The following is a 14,305-nucleotide window of genomic DNA, read 5'->3' as shown; positions in this document are numbered from 1 at the left end:
TTTTTTTTTCAAGCAGAAGACGGCATACGAGATGTAGCTCCGTCTCGTGGGCTCGGAGATGTTTATAAGAGACAGGGATGGTGGTCGCCGCGATGAACTACCGGCTCGCGCCCGAGACGCAGTGGCCCGGCGGAGGCGAGGACATCGCCGCCGCGGTGCAGTGGCTGAGGAGCCGGATCGTCGCGCACGGGGGAGACCCGGCGGCGATCGTCGTCGTCGGCCAGTCGGCCGGGGCGAGCCACGTCGCGGACTACCTGGCTCTGCTCGCACGCGAAGACGGCCTCGAGCCGCCCGCCGGAGCGGTGCTCATCTCCTGCCTCTACGATGTGGCGAACGCCGCGGACCTGCCCATCCACCGCGCCTATTGGGGAGACGACCTCGCGCAGTGGGCGCGGAAGAGTCCCTTCGACGCCGTGATCGACACCGGGGTGCCGCTTCTTCTCGCCGTCGCGGAGCACGATCAGTCCGCGTTCCATGCACATGCGGCGGCTCTCACGACGGCATGGTTCGAACATCACGGGACCTATCCGCCGCTGCGCTACCTCCCGGGTGAGAACCACCTGTCCACGGTCTACGGCATCGGTTCCGCCGACGACACGCTCGGTCCTCTCCTGGAGCGGTTCGTCATCGACGCGCTCGCCGACTGATCCCGGTGGCCCGGGGGTCGTGCACGGCGCTCCGATACGAAGGGGCGCGACCCGCGGCGCACCGCGCCCCTTCGTCTCGGAGCTCCGCTCCTTGCTCAGGGACCGAGAAGACGAGACTTTCGGGTCAGCTGCTCAGCGCCCCTGCGGGGCACTCCGTGGGGTGGGGAAAGTCCAGGCAATGCGCCTGTTCAACCAGAACCGGGGCGGGGAGACTTTCGGGTCAGCGGCCGGGGTCGCTGACGACCAACGAAGGAAGCGAAATCTCCCCACTCCGGGGAGACTTTCGGGTCAGGGGAGCACGATGACGTCCTGAGCCGCGACGGCGAACTCGTGCACCTCGCCCAGGTACTTCTCCTGCGTCTGATCGCGGGAGGAGTCCGGGATCGTCGCGATCACCGTGGTCTCGGCGGCGATCTCCACCCCGAGCCGGTAGGCATCGCCCAGATAGCTCGAGGAGGTCACGCGGCCGCGGAACGTCGCCGACACCGTCTCGGGTCGCGCGCGGTGGGCGAAGTCGACGTCCGCGCTGCGGAACGCGATCGAGTCGCCCCTCAGCGCGGCGATCCTCCCCGCCTCCACCGCCATGCCGCCCCCGCCGACGACCGTCAGACCGTCGGCGTCCCCCTCGAGCACGGGGAGGATGTTGTCGAAGCCGACGAAGTCGGCGACCCACGTCGACGCCGGACGGGCGAAGATCTCGTGCGGGGTGCCCGCCTGCTCGATACGGCCGGCGTTCAGCACGACCACGTAGTCGGACACGGCCAGCGCCTCCTCCTGGTCGTGCGTGACGTAGACCGAGCTGTAGCCCAGCTCATCGTGGAGGCGCCGGATCTCGGTGCGCATGGTGAGCCGCAGCCTGGCGTCGAGGTTCGACAGCGGCTCGTCGAAGAGCAGCAGTCCGCTCGCGGACACCAGCCCCCTCGCCAGGGCGACGCGCTGCTGCTGCCCTCCCGACAGCTCGTGCGGATACCGCTGCTCCAACCCCACCAGGCCGACCGTCCGCAACGCCTCCTTGGCCTTGGTCTCCGCATCCGTTCGTGATCCGCCGCGCAGCCGTATGGGGTAGGCGACGTTCCCCAGCACGCTCTTGTTCGGCCAGAGCGCATAGCTCTGGAAGACCATGCCCAGGTGCCGCTTGTGCGGGGCGGTGAAGCGTCCGGCGGCGACGTCGACGAAGACGTCGTCGCCGAACTGGATGCGACCGGCATCCGGAACCTCCAGCCCGGCCAGGCAGCGCAGGGTGGTCGTCTTGCCGCATCCGCTCGGTCCGAGCAGGGTGGTGAACGAGCCGGGACGCAGATCGAGGTCGATCCCGCCCACGGCGACGCTCCCGCCGGGGAACCGCTTCTCCAGCCCGGAGATGGTCAAAGACTGCATCAGTCGTTCCGATCGTGTTCGGTGGCGTTCGTCAGTGGCGTCGTGGGCCGGCCTACTTCTTGAAGGCCTGCTCGATCAGCGGGAGGTAGGTGTCCCGCGAGGCGTCGATGACCTCGTACCCCACGATCTCGGTCGCACCGCTCTCGCTGATCGACGTCCAGGGAGCGTCCGGATCGGCTGCGCTCTCGTCGAGCGGCATGAACCCGACCTCGGCGAGCAGCTCCTGCGCGCTGACGAGGTTGAGGAACTCGAGATAGAGCTTGGCGGCGTTCGGATGCGGCGCACCGGCCAGCAGGACGTGCTTGTGCGAGACGAGCGGGTTGTCCTCGGCGAAGACGCTGAACTCGACCGGCGCGCCGGCATCGGCCGCCTTGACCACCGCGGAGACGGGGGCGCCGAACATGAACGCGTACTCGCCCTGCATCAGCCCGCCGACGGCCTGGCCGTAGTCGCCCTTGACGACGGTGTTCGAGCCGAGCCCGGGCAGGTCGTCCTCGGCGAGGCCGCCGCTGTTCAGCAGGTACAGCAGCGCCGCCTGCTGAGGACCGGGGATCGTCGGGTCGCCCATGCCGACCTTGCCCGCGTACTTCGGGTCGGCCAAGTCCGCGAACGAGGCGGGCGCGCCGCCGGCCTCCTCGAGGCGGGGCAGGAACGTCCCGAGTCCGAAGTAGCCGAGGAAGGGGACGTTGAAACGGAACTCGGGGTCGATGATCGAGTCCGCGGAGCTCGCGAGCGCCGCGGGGACCTCGAGGGCCCGCACCTCGTAGGGCTCGCCGAAGTCCCCCGCCGCGGCCGCGTCGACGTAGAGCTGCGCATCCGGGTTGTGGAGCACGTCCGCGACGTGGTTGCCGGACGCCTTCTCCGCCGACAGCGCCTGGACGAGAGGGGCGCCGATGAGTCCCTCGGCGTTCACGCCGAGCCCCGGGAAGGTGTCCTCGAACAGGGCGAAGACATCGACGAGGTCGTCGGGCGTGCCGCTGTAGATCGTGAGCGAGCCCTCGTCCTGGGCCGCCTCGTAGAGCTCGGTGAGGTAGGCGGCCTGCTCCTCAGTGATCCCCTCCGCGGCCGGGTCGACGATGTACTCGCCGTCCGCCGTGCCGCCCGGCGCGGCGGTGCCGGGGGTGGACGCGCAGCCGGAGGCGAGCAGGGCGACGGAGGCGAGGAGGGCGAGTGCGGTGGTTCGGGTGGATCTCATGGTGATCACTCCTTCATTGGTGTGGTCGTGCGGGTGGAGCTGTCCGAGGCGGGGCGGCCTGCTGCGCGCCGTCCCGGCTGGCGCGTCGCGGGGCGGACGGAGGGCCTGCGGCGGTCGGCCGGCGTGCGGATCGTGCCGGTGCGCTCGCGTGCGGGCCGGTCGGATCCGACGGCGGCGCGGCCGCGCCGCACGGCGAGAGCGCGCTTGAACACCTCGACCACGGCCGTGACGAGCAGGATCTCGACGATGAACACGACGAAGAGCGCCGCGGCGGTGACGATGTTCGCCGACATGTAGAGGTCGTAGACCTCGACGGCGAGCAGCGTCTGGCCGCGGGGGCTGAGGAGCAGCGGGATGGCGAGGGAGCCCGAGACCACCACGAAGCACAGCAGCCAGCCGTTGAGGGCGCTCGGAAGCAGCAGTCGCATGACCACGTCGACCAGCGCGCGGGCGCGCGAGCCGCCGGACACGCGCGTGGCCTCCTCGAGCTCTTCCGGGATCTGCGCGAGCGCGCCCGCGACGGAGCGGCTCGCGAGCGGGACGATGGACACGAACAGCCCCATCATCAGCAGCCCCCACGTGCCGTAGGTGGTCGAGAGCGGGCCGAGCAGCACGACCGTGATCAGGCCGATGCCCAGAAGCAGTCCCGGGACGACCATCGGTGCGATCTGGCTGGAGCCGATGAGGATGCTGAGCGGCCCCCGGCGCAGCTTCGCGGCCCAGCCGAAGACGATGACCGCGAGCACGGCCAGGGCCGCCGCCACGGCGGCGACGCCCGCGGTGTAGAGGAACATCCCGACCATCTGGGGGTCGAGCAGCACGGCGACGAAGTTGTCGAGCGTATACACGCCCTGCGCGCCGAAGTAGGGGGCGAACGCCGCCAGCACGAGCTGCAGGGTCGGCGCCCACACGGCGACGGCGGAGAACAGCACGGTCACCGCCGCGACCGGCCCGCGCCACGCGCCGAGGCGCCAGACCGCGGATCGCGCGCCCTTCCCGCTGACCGTGGTGAAGCGCCGCCGCCCGTGCAGGCGCCGTTCGACGATCAGGAGCACGATGAGGATGATCAGCAGGATGATCGACACGCTGCTGGCCTGTCCGTACAGGGGGCGGGTGGAGTCGTAGAGGTACGCGAACACCTCGGTGGGCAGGACGTAGATGCCGGCGGGGACGCCCAGCACGACCGGCACGTCGAACGCCTCGATCGACACGACCGTAGCGATGATGAGCACGCTCGTGAGCGTCGGCAGCAGCAGGGGGAGCTGCGTGCCGAAGAACGTCCGCACCGGCCCGGCGCCGGAGACCCGCGCCGCCTCCTCCAGGGAACGGTCCATCTGACTGAACGGCCCGATGAGGAGGAGGTACATGAACCCGGTGCCGCGGAAGATCGAGACGACGATCAGTCCCGTCCAGGACTCGATGTTCAGCGGGCCGCTGCCCCACGGCTCGCCCCCGCGGAGGAGGACGTTCACGAGGCCGACCGTCTGGTTGCCCAGCAGCCCCCACGCGACGGCGTAGAACATCGGCGGCGTCGCGACGAGGATCGCCATCGTGACGGTGACGAGCCATTTCAGGGGAGCGTTCGTGCGGGTCACCATGACCGCGAAGAAGGTCGCGATGATCATGCTCGGCACGACGCTGCCGAGCGTCAGCAGCACGGAGTTGCCGAGTGCCACCCAAGTGTCGGCATCCGTCATCACCGCGGTGATCGGCGCGAGGGACCACTCGCCGTCGAACGGCGTCGTGCGGAAGGCGCTCACGATCACCGCCAGCACGGGCGACGCGAAGAGCAGGACGGAGACGATCGCGATGGCGAACTGCAGATTGCGGGTGGGATGCAGCGCCCACTGCCGGCGCCACCGGGTCGCCTGCGCGCCGGGACGCGGGACCTCGTCATCGTGGGTCATTGCTTCCTCTCCGTCGAGGTGCGAACAGTCTGTCGAAGCGCGCGGGGCCGTTCACTGGCGCCGCGACACAAGGTTGCGCTCGGAGTTGGGTCCGGACGCCAGCCCGCTCACCGGTCCGCGTCGTCGAAGACGATCACGGGCTTGATGGTGCGTCCGGCGCGCATGTCCTCGAACGCCTGGTTGATCCGGTCCAGGCGATAGGTCGTCACGAGACGGTCGACCGGGAGCCGCCCGTCCTCGTAGGCCGTCACGAGATCGGCGAGGAACACGAGGCCGGTGGCGTCGCCCCCCATGATCCCGCGCAGCTGTGCACCCTTGATCAGCATCGAGCCGAGGTCGACGGGGAGGGTCGCGCCGGTGCCGGCGACGAAGCCGCAGATCCCGCGCGTGCCGAGGGAAGCCAGCGCCGCCCCGAGGACGGCGGGCACGCCGGTCGAGTCGAAGGTGCGGTCGACGCCGGAGGGGAAGAGGTCGTGCACGGCGGCGGCCGCGTCGGCGTGCACGCCGGTGTCGATCACGTGCGTCGCGCCCAGCTCCCGGGCGAGCTCGAGCCGGATCGGGTGACGATCGACGGCGACGATCCGGCGGACGCCGACCATCTTCGCCGCCATCACCGCCGCCAGCCCCACGGTGCCGGTGCCGAAGACGGCGAGCGACTGCTCCGGACGCACCTGCAGGGCGTTCAACACGGCCCCCGCGCCGGTGCTGACCCCGCAGGTGAGGGCCGCGAGATGGGCGAGCGGCGCGGTCGTGCCGGCGACCGGAAGGATGTTGCGCTCCGTGGCCAGCGTATACTCGGAGAAGGAGGACTGCCCGAAGAATCCCGCTCGTACCGGCTCGCCGTCGACGGACGCCTTCGTGCTCCCGTCGAGGCGGGTGCCGCCGAACACCAGCTGCCCGGTGCGTTCGCAGTACGTCGTGGCGCCGAGACGGCACTGCCGGCAGGTGCCGCAGAAGTCCGGCGTCAGCAGAACCCGATCGCCCGGCTTCACGGCGGATACGCGGGAGCCGACCTGCACGACCACACCGGCGCCCTCGTGGCCGAGCACGATCGGCATACGGACGGGCAGTCGTCCCGCGGCGGCGGAGAGGTCGGTGTGGCAGATGCCGGCGGCGAGCACCTTGACGAGGACCTCGTCCTCTCTCGGGTCGTCAAGCGTGATCTCGCCGACCTCCAGGGGCGCGCCGGGCGTACGGGCGAGGGCGGCCATGGTTCGCATGCATCTTCCTTCCGCGGCAGCGTCGGGTGCGCATTCGCACCGAGGGCGTCGCTGCCGATCGCGCGGGGAGAGTCTCGCCTGCGCACTCGGGTTCCGTCATTGGTGCGCGCGCCCACTCGTCCCGCCGGATCTGCGTGCCGCGCACAGTGACGCGGCGGTCTGTCACGGCCATGCTGTGCCCGTGACAGACAGATCGAGCGCGATGGTGCGCCCCGAGTGGCGTGCCGCCACCTCCTACATCGACGGCCTCGCCGTGCCGGGCACCGCGAGCGAACAGGTGCTCGACCCCGCGACGGGAGGTCGGATCGGGACCGTGCAGCTCGGCGACGCGGCCATGGTCGATGACGCCGTCGTGGCCGCCGGGGCGGCGTTCCCGTCCTGGCGGGACCTTGGGCCGTCCGAGCGCGGCCGGATGATCCTCGACGCGACGGACGTCGTGGAGGCGGATGTCGGCGAGCTGGCCGCCACGGTGGGGCTCGAGGTGGGGAAGGTCCGCCGCGAGGCGTTCGGCGACGTCGCGGGCGCCCTCGCGCTGCTGCGCGGGTTCGTCGGACTCGTGGAGGAGCTCTCGAACGGCGAGGACCGCACCGGGCAGCCCGGGACCGGCCAGGCTACCGCCGTGCGCATCCGGCACGTGCCCGTCGGGCCGGTGGGCGTCATCGGGCCGTGGAACACGCCCGTGTTCCTGACGTTCAACGGGATCGCCCCCGCGCTCGCCTCCGGCTGCACGGTGGTGGTCAAGCCCCCGGTCGAGGCGCCGCTCGCGCTGACCGCCGTGCTCCGTGCGCTCGCCGAGCGGCTGCCCGCCGGCGTGCTGAACATCGTGCAGGGGCGGGGCTCCGTCGTCGGTCAGCGCATCGCCGAGCACCCCGGCATCCGCGCGGTCATGTTCACCGGCAGCACCGCCACGGGCCGTTCGATCGCGGCCGCCGGTGCGGCGACGATCAAGAAGGTCGCGCTCGAGCTCGGCGGCAACGACCCGGCGATCGTGCTCGCCGACGCCGCGATCACCCCCGAGCTGATCGCGGAGCTGGTCGCCGGAGCGTTCTCGATGTCGGGGCAGATCTGCTTCAACATCAAGCGGGTCTACGTGCATATATCCCGGCGCGACGAGCTCGTCGACGGGCTGAGGGCGGCGTTGTCGCGCGTCGTGGTCGGGGATCCCCTCGATCCGGCGTCGCAGATGGGCCCGCTGACCACGCGCGACGGCTACGAGAACGCGCTTCGCCTGCTGCGGAGCGCCCGGGATGCCGGCGCTCGGGTGGAGGAGCTCGGCGTGCGCTCGCCGTCCGCGCAGTGGGAGGCGGGCAACTACGTGCGACCGACGCTCGTGACCGACGTCCCCGCCGATCACGAGCTCGTGCTGGACGAGCAGTTCGCGCCGATCCTGCCCGTCATAGCGTTCGACGACGAGGACGCCGCGGTCGCGGAGGCCAACCGCACCGAGTTCGGCCTCGCGTCGAGCGTGTGGTCGGCCGACCTCGCCCATGCCGAGCGGATCGCGCGGCGCATCGAGGCGGGCAACACCTTCGTCAACGCCCATCGGCTGGGAGCCTCCGTGCCCCTCGTGCCCTTCGGCGGGGTGAAGCAGTCCGGTGTGGGTCGGACGCACGGGATCCACTCGCTGCACCACTGCACCGAGGAGCACGCGATCGTGGCGTTCGACGATGCGCGAGCGCAGCTGCCGGGGCTGGACCCGTGGCTCGAGACGGATGAGGAGGTGGCGCGATGAGCGCTGGACGCGAGGGAGGGGCGCCCGGGTGGGAGACGCGACCGTACCGGAGGATCGCGGTGGAGGAGGCCTACGCGCCGCGTGAGCTGCTCGACGAGTACGTCCGGATGCTGCGCGACGAGCCGGTCGAGATCGGCTTCCGGTCGCTCATGGGATACTTCCTGACCTCGACCCACCCCCAGCCGCGCAGCGTCGTGGACCGCCTCGCCGACCTCGGCGAGCAGCGCATCGCCGACATGGACGCGACGGGCATCGACCACCAGGTGCTCTCGCTGACCTCACCGGGCACGCAGGTGCTCGACGTGGCGAGGGCGCGCGCCTTCGCCGAGCTCGCCAACGACCGGATCACCGAGGCCGTCCGCGCGCATCCGACGCGGTTCTCGGGGCTCGCCGCCGTCGGGTTCGAGGACGCGCCGAGCGCGATCGACGAGCTCGACCGGGCCGTCGGACGGCTCGGGCTGCGCGGACTCATCGCGAACTCCCACATCAAGGGCACCTATCTCGACGATCCGCGATACCTCCCGATCCTCGAGAAGACCGCGGATCTGGGCGTGCCCGTCTACCTGCATCCGCAGACGCTCCCCGACGACGCGATCCGGCCGTACCGCGAGGCCGGTCTCGACGGAGCGGTGTGGGGCTTCGCGGCCGAGACGGGGCTGCACCTGCTGCGGATGATCACGAGCGGGCTGTTCGACCGGATCCCGGGTCTGCGCGTGGTGGTCGGTCATCTCGGCGAGGGGCTGCCGTACTGGCTGCACCGGATCGACCACATGCACGCGAAGCAGGTGGCGGCGGGTCGCTACGAGGCGATCAAGCCGCTGCAGCAGCGTCCGAGCGAGTATCTGCGTACGCATGTCTTCCTCACGACCAGCGGCATGCCCTGGGAGCCGGCGATCACGTTCGCCCGACAGGTGGTCGGGGCGGAACGCGTCATGTACGCGATGGACTACCCGTACCAGTTCGTCGGCGCGGAGGTGGAGCAGCTCGAGTGCCTGCCGTATCCGGAGGAGGAGCGCCGTGCGTTCTTCCAGACCATCGCGGAGGACGTCTTCTCGCTCAGGGACCGAGAAGACGAGACTTTCGGTGCGCCCCTGAGCGAGGAGCCCGAGCTCCGAGACGAAGCGCGGTGACCGAGCTTCCGCACGTCGCGAAGGGGCGGGACCGGAGGAGTATCCGACCCCGCCCCTCACCGTGCGCGGTTACACGTTCCGGGCGAAGCTGCCGTGGAAGGTGAAGTGCGGGGCGAACGGGATCTTGGCCCGGGCGACGGGTCCCGCGGCGAGATCCTGCGCGTCGAGGATCAGCAGCTCGCCGCGGTTGGTGTGGTAGTGGTTCACGACCGTCACGATGAACCCGTCCCCCTCCGGGGCGTCGTCTGAGCGGGGCACGAAGACGGGCTCGTGCGCGAGCGAGGGCGGCAACATCGGGAAGGTCGACAGCTCGCCGGTCTCCCAATCGATGCGGGAGATGCCCTCGGCGCTCTTGAAGAAGCCGTACCGGTACTTCTCCATGGCGAACCGGTCGTCGATGCGCGGCATCTCCCCGACGGCCCCCGGCACCGGAGCCACGGTCGGCTCGTCGTGCTCGTCGTGCTCGCCTGCGAGATCGAAGGTCAGGCGGGTGATGCGGGCGAAGCTCTCGTCGACGTCCGTCGGCTGTCCGTGCACGTCGGTGAAGAACGGGAACGCGTTGCCCGGCGACACCGGCGCATCCACGATGACCCGGGTGCCCTCGGTGTAGGCGTTCATGATGTGGCCGACGACGACGTCGGGCGCACGGAACCAGCGGATGTCGGCGACGGTCCCGGAGCGGGGCATGATTCCCCACATCGACGGCAGCTCGGGGTCGTAGGCGTAGAAATCGCCGCCCGCCTTGGCGCGCTCGAGATCGACCGTCAGAGGCTGGATGTCGAAGATCACGTGCTCACGCGTGACCGCGAAGTCGTGCATCAGCCCGGGGTACGGCGCCTCGAACAGCTCCTCGCGGATGAGCTCGCCGTGCGCGTCCGCGACGATCAGGGCGACCTCGCCCTCGAAGCGGCGCTGTGCGAACAGCCCGAAGGCCCACCATTCCCCGGTCACCGGGTCGACCTTCGTGTGCGCCGACAGTGCGCTGCTGCGCAGCTTCCCGCCGAAGTCGAAGACCTCGAGGGTCTCGAGCGTCTCCGGGTCGATCTCGTGCGGGTGCGAGTCCTCGCGCAGGGCGAACAGGCGGTCGTCGAACCACATCGCGAACGTGTTCGCGGTGTTGTCGCGATCGGGGATCTCCGGGGCGTCGGGCTCGTCCGTGTACGGGTTCCGGTACTCGTTGTACAGCCGGCGGCGCGCGGCACGCTGGGTGAGGTAGCGCTGGGTGCGCACGTACCGCGACCTGAAGTCGACGTGTCCGTCCTCGATGCGGAACTTCATCATCAGACCGTCGCCGTTGATGATGTTGTCGGCGTCGCCGATGGTGGGGTAGAGCATGTCGCCGCCGAGGCGGTAGAGGGTGCCGTTGAGCTCCGGCGGCACGACGCCCTCGATCTCGCAGTCGTAGAGATCCGCCTCCAGCCGCACGGCGGGCAGGCTCTTCCCGTAGAAGCTCGGGATGGGGTGGAACGTCGGCTGGCGGTAGGGCGCGGCCGGGGTGTGGTCGGTCATCGATTCGCTCCTCGTGATGGTCGGCGGGTTCAGCGATGCACGTCGCTGGCGGGCGGCATCTGGTACTGGGGTCTGCTCTTCAGGCGCAGCTCGCCCTGCCAGGGCACCTGGTCGAGCGCGGTCCAGGCGTTCACCGTGAGGGACTGGAAGAGCCACCGCCCGTCGCGGCGCACCACGTGGTCCTGTCGCGTGCCGATGCCGAAGACGAAGTTCGTGCCGTAGTCGACGTTGAACTGCAGGATCTGGAAGAAGCAGCGCACGTCCACCTCGCCGGGCTCCTCGCGCGGGTCCATGATGAAGTGGTCCATCAGGTGCTGGCGCCCGTACCACCAGTGCTGCCGGTCGTTCCACAGCGAACGCAGGTTCTCCCGGATGGCGTCGTGGCCCTGGACGCGGCCCTGCCACAGGTGGTCGAACCATCCGTCGTCCGCGAACACCGAGAGTGCGAGCTCCTCGTCGGCGAGGTCTATGCCCCATGCGTACCGGGCGTAGAGCTCGATGATCTCGAGACGGTCCTCGGCGGTGAGCGCCCATGCGGTCATTGCTGCACTCCGTATCTGTCGTTCCGGATGTCGGCGGGGGAGCCGTGGTTGGTCATGAGCGCCTTGCGTCTGATGAACCGCATGATCGAGTCGGGTCCGGTGCGGGAGCCCCCGATGCCGGAATGCCCGAACGAGTGCGTGCCGATCGTGCGCATCTTGCCGAAGGTGAGGAAGGTGTCCTGGATGAAGACGGAGCCGGCGCGGATGCGCGCGGCGATCGCCAGGGCCTCGTCCTCCGTCCCCGCGATCACCGAGGCGGTGAGGCCGAACTCGGTGTCGTTCGCGAGCGAGACCGCCTCGTCGACCGTGCGGAACGCCATGACCGGGATGGTGGGACCGAACGTCTCCTCCTGCATGATCGCCATGTCGTGGTCGACGCCGACGAGGATCGTCGGGCGCATGTAGAGGCCGCCGCCGAGGTTCTCCACGACGCCGCCGGCGAGGACCCGCGCCCCCTTGGCCGTGGCGTCGTCGAGGTGGGACCGGACGATCTCCGCCTGTCGTTCGAAGATGAACGGGCCGAGGTGCCCCTCCTTCGGATCGCGGTCGTTCAAGGTGACGCTCTCCGCCTTGCGGAGCAGCTCGGCGACGAACTCGTCGTGGATGGACTCGTGCACGTACACGCGCTCGATCGAGTAGCAGACCTGCCCGGTGGCGTACACCGCGCCGCGCAGGACGGCGGTCGTCGCCCGGTCGATGTCCGCGGTCTCGGTGACGATCGCGGGGTCCTTGCCGCCGAGCTCGAGATAGGCGGGGATCAATCGCTCGGCGCAGGCGAGCGCGACCTTCCGGCCGGTGGGCACGCTGCCGGTGAAGCACACCATGTCGACGTTCGCGATGAGGTCCGCCCCCGTCGCGCCGTCTCCGAGCACGTAGTCGAAGACCTCCGCGAGCTCGGGCACGGCGCGCACCGAGTCGAACAGCGGTGCCAGGAACCGCGGGGTGACCTCCGAGGGCTTGAGCAGCACGGCGCTGCCCGCGAAGAGGGCGGGCACGGCGTCGAGGAGTGCGAGCATCATGGGCGCGTTCCATGGCGAGATGACTCCGACCAGGCCGTACGGCACGAGCTGGCTGCGCACCTCGACGTCGGGCATCGGCACGGAGCGCTGCCGCACCTCGGCGCGTGCGAGCGCCGTCTCCGCATCCGCGATCCACCCGCCGATGTTCGCCATCGTGATGTATCCCTGCGACCAGGAGGTCGAGACGCCGCCGGTGTCGGCGGCATCGCGCTCGCCGATCAGCTCGGCGCGCTGCGCGACCTCCCCGAGCCAGCGCCTCATGACCTCGATCCGCCCGGCGAGGCCGAGCGCCTCCCACCGCGGCTGGTTGGCGCGGAGTCGGTCGGCGCTGCGGGCGACGTCGTCGGCGGACGCCACGGTCAGCGTCAGCTCGCTCTCGCCCGTCCGGGGGTTGCGCACGGCGAGGGTGCGGGGATGAGCCATGGGCCAGTCTCCTCATCGTTGAAGCGAGCGACCGGACGCCGTCTCGGCGCCCGAACGTCACCGAGCAAATCACTTCGCCCCCGGCGGCATCACGGCGTGTGCGACATGAGTCGCGCGGCGTTCATGGCGCCAGCGACAGCGGTGGTCGAGGGGCGCCGTTCCCCGCCGCGGATAGACTGCGCGAACGGCGAGGTGGCCGGGAAGGGGTGCGACGACGCATGCAATGGCTGGCGCGGCTGCGACCGCAGGGGCAACCGTGGACACGGGACAGGCTGATGGACTCCAGCGCGAGCAGCCCCGTGCTCCTCGCCGAGGCCGTCGAGCAGCTGGGGCTGCAGCCGGTCGCATGGGCGGTGGAGACCAGCGAGCACGCGACGACGAGCGTGCACGAGCGGGAGCGGGCGATGGGGTTCCCGCCGTCGTCGACGGGCCGGGCCCGTCAGGCCACCGAGCGGGCGTTCTTCTCGCTCCTGATCTCGATGCACCTGGGCCGCTCCGCGGTGCTCAGCGGAGACCTTCCCGAGGAGCTGCGGGACATCATCCGCGCCGACGTGCGCCACGGGATCCCGCTGGACACCTTGATGAATCGGGTGTGGAGCGTGCACACCACCGCGAAGGACACCCTGGTCGAGGCGATCCGGGAGCTCGTCGAGCCCGAGGAGTTCGCCTCCGCGATGAGAGTCGTCAGCGACTCCGCCTTCGACTTCGCGAACGACTTCGTCCGACGTGTCGCGGCCCACTACGACGCGGAGCGGCGGGCGTGGCGGGGGAGGCGGAGCGAGGAGCAGTTCCAGCTCGCCCTCGCCGTGGCCGGCGGAGCATCCGTGCCGCCGGCCCAGGACTCGGTGCTGCCGGCGACGTGGACGGGCCGGCACGTCTGGGCCGTCGCGTGGGTTCAGGAGCTCGGGTTCATCGTCGACGACGAGACCGAGATCGCCGATTTCGCCACCGAGGTCGCCGGCGTGCTCGGTGCGGTGAACGTGTTCGTCTTCGAACGCGAGGGGCTCACCTACATCTGGTGGAACTTCGAGGGCAGGGGCGACCTGGATCTCCGATCGATCGCGGCGCTGCCCCGTCCCCGGTGGCTGAACCTCGTCGTCGGGCCCGTGGGGGCGGGCGTGCAGGGCTTCCGCGACAGCCACGCGGCCGCCGTCCACGCCGCGCGGGTACGGGACCTCCAGACCGATCGCGGCCTGCTGTTCACGGAGGACATCGATCACCTGGTGCTGATGCTGGAGGATCGGGCCGCCGCGGCGAGTTTCGTGCGACGCGAGCTCGGCGCGCTCAGCGGAGCGGAGCCGCGCGTCGTCGAGATCCGCGAGACCGTCCGTCTCTATCTGGCGGAGGGGAACAGCCGTCTCGCCGTCGCGAAGGCCCTTCACCTCGCCCCGAACACCATCGCCTACCGCGTCGGGCAGGCGAACGACCTGCTGGGCCGAGGCGTGAGCGACCGTGCCTCGCAGATCCTGCTGGCGCTGCAGCTGCTCGACCTCGTGCCCGATCTCCTCGACGAGACCAGCTGATCCCGCTTCCTTCTCTCCGCGAGAAATCCGACGCAGCCCTCGCGCCGCGGACGCCCTTTTGCTAGAGTTGAGTCACAACGA

General features: G+C 70.3%; 11 protein-coding genes. 4 read left to right on the top strand and 7 right to left on the bottom strand.

The window, feature by feature from the left end; translation table 11 throughout:
• Window positions 1-77: 77 nt before the first annotated feature.
• Window positions 78-647: an alpha/beta hydrolase gene (locus tag GVL03_RS14820; protein WP_235038185.1), complete on the top strand. Its 570-nt coding sequence runs from the start codon at window positions 78-80 to the stop codon at window positions 645-647.
• A 288-nt stretch (window positions 648-935) separates the two neighbouring features.
• Here the strand turns inward: GVL03_RS14820 and GVL03_RS14815 are convergent, their stop codons facing one another.
• The 4 genes from GVL03_RS14815 to GVL03_RS14800 form a co-directional block, all read right to left on the bottom strand.
• A complete protein-coding gene (locus GVL03_RS14815; RefSeq protein ID WP_159501779.1) occupies window positions 936-2,024 on the bottom strand; it encodes an ABC transporter ATP-binding protein in 1,089 nt (362 codons plus the stop codon).
• Between the two features lie 52 nt (window positions 2,025-2,076).
• Window positions 2,077-3,219 (bottom strand): extracellular solute-binding protein, encoded by a 1,143-nt coding sequence (locus GVL03_RS14810; protein WP_159501778.1) that lies wholly within the window; start codon window positions 3,217-3,219, stop codon window positions 2,077-2,079.
• 5 nt (window positions 3,220-3,224) lie between these two features.
• A complete protein-coding gene (locus GVL03_RS14805; RefSeq protein WP_159501777.1) occupies window positions 3,225-5,126 on the bottom strand; it encodes an iron ABC transporter permease in 1,902 nt (633 codons plus the stop codon).
• A 107-nt stretch (window positions 5,127-5,233) separates the two neighbouring features.
• Window positions 5,234-6,346, bottom strand: a complete 1,113-nt coding sequence (locus GVL03_RS14800; protein WP_159501776.1) for an NAD(P)-dependent alcohol dehydrogenase — start codon at window positions 6,344-6,346, stop codon at window positions 5,234-5,236.
• Between the two features lie 181 nt (window positions 6,347-6,527).
• Between GVL03_RS14800 and GVL03_RS14795 the strand changes: the two genes are divergently transcribed.
• Together GVL03_RS14795 and GVL03_RS14790 are read left to right on the top strand one after the other, a co-directional pair.
• Complete coding sequence (locus GVL03_RS14795; RefSeq protein WP_159501775.1) at window positions 6,528-8,078, top strand: aldehyde dehydrogenase; 1,551 nt, start codon at window positions 6,528-6,530, stop codon at window positions 8,076-8,078.
• A complete protein-coding gene (locus tag GVL03_RS14790; protein WP_159501774.1) occupies window positions 8,075-9,208 on the top strand; it encodes an amidohydrolase family protein in 1,134 nt (377 codons plus the stop codon). The genes GVL03_RS14795 and GVL03_RS14790 overlap by 4 nt, the downstream gene beginning before the upstream one ends.
• Before the next feature lie 69 nt (window positions 9,209-9,277).
• Here the strand turns inward: GVL03_RS14790 and GVL03_RS14785 are convergent, their stop codons facing one another.
• The 3 genes from GVL03_RS14785 to GVL03_RS14775 are packed head-to-tail and all read right to left on the bottom strand — an operon-like array spanning window position 9,278 to window position 12,701.
• Entirely contained in the window at window positions 9,278-10,717 is a 1,440-nt protein-coding gene (locus GVL03_RS14785) for a carotenoid oxygenase family protein (RefSeq protein WP_159501773.1), read from the bottom strand.
• Between the two features lie 29 nt (window positions 10,718-10,746).
• On the bottom strand, window positions 10,747-11,259 hold the full coding sequence (locus GVL03_RS14780) for a nuclear transport factor 2 family protein (protein WP_159501772.1): 513 nt from the start codon (window positions 11,257-11,259) through the stop codon (window positions 10,747-10,749).
• The gene (locus tag GVL03_RS14775) at window positions 11,256-12,701 is read right to left on the bottom strand and encodes an aldehyde dehydrogenase family protein (RefSeq protein WP_159501771.1); all 1,446 of its coding nucleotides are present in this window, start codon (window positions 12,699-12,701) and stop codon (window positions 11,256-11,258) included. The genes GVL03_RS14780 and GVL03_RS14775 overlap by 4 nt, the downstream gene beginning before the upstream one ends.
• A 275-nt stretch (window positions 12,702-12,976) precedes the next feature.
• On the opposite strand from GVL03_RS14775, the gene GVL03_RS14770 reads away from it, so the two are divergent.
• A complete protein-coding gene (locus tag GVL03_RS14770) occupies window positions 12,977-14,224 on the top strand; it encodes a helix-turn-helix domain-containing protein (RefSeq protein ID WP_159501770.1) in 1,248 nt (415 codons plus the stop codon).
• Window positions 14,225-14,305 lie beyond the last annotated feature (81 nt).

It is taken from the genome of Microbacterium sp. 18062 (assembly GCF_902706225.1).
Classification (GTDB): Bacteria; Actinomycetota; Actinomycetes; order Actinomycetales; family Microbacteriaceae; genus Microbacterium.
Note: the sequence above shows the minus strand (reverse complement) of the source record. Positions and strands in the feature narration are given on the sequence as shown.

Excerpts from the sequence above, each read along its gene's own strand:
- GVL03_RS14770 (WP_159501770.1), top strand. The coding sequence starts at position 12,977 with ATGGACTCCAGCGCGAGCAGCCCCGTGCTCCTCGCCGAGGCCGTCGAG.
- GVL03_RS14815 (WP_159501779.1), bottom strand. The coding sequence starts at position 2,024 with ATGCAGTCTTTGACCATCTCCGGGCTGGAGAAGCGGTTCCCCGGCGGG.
- GVL03_RS14810 (WP_159501778.1), bottom strand. The coding sequence starts at position 3,219 with ATGAGATCCACCCGAACCACCGCACTCGCCCTCCTCGCCTCCGTCGCC.
- GVL03_RS14780 (WP_159501772.1), bottom strand. The coding sequence starts at position 11,259 with ATGACCGCATGGGCGCTCACCGCCGAGGACCGTCTCGAGATCATCGAG.
- GVL03_RS14790 (WP_159501774.1), top strand. The coding sequence starts at position 8,075 with ATGAGCGCTGGACGCGAGGGAGGGGCGCCCGGGTGGGAGACGCGACCG.
- GVL03_RS14800 (WP_159501776.1), bottom strand. The coding sequence starts at position 6,346 with ATGCGAACCATGGCCGCCCTCGCCCGTACGCCCGGCGCGCCCCTGGAG.
- GVL03_RS14785 (WP_159501773.1), bottom strand. The coding sequence starts at position 10,717 with ATGACCGACCACACCCCGGCCGCGCCCTACCGCCAGCCGACGTTCCAC.
- GVL03_RS14775 (WP_159501771.1), bottom strand. The coding sequence starts at position 12,701 with ATGGCTCATCCCCGCACCCTCGCCGTGCGCAACCCCCGGACGGGCGAG.
- GVL03_RS14805 (WP_159501777.1), bottom strand. The coding sequence starts at position 5,126 with ATGACCCACGATGACGAGGTCCCGCGTCCCGGCGCGCAGGCGACCCGG.
- GVL03_RS14820 (WP_235038185.1), top strand. The coding sequence starts at position 78 with ATGGTGGTCGCCGCGATGAACTACCGGCTCGCGCCCGAGACGCAGTGG.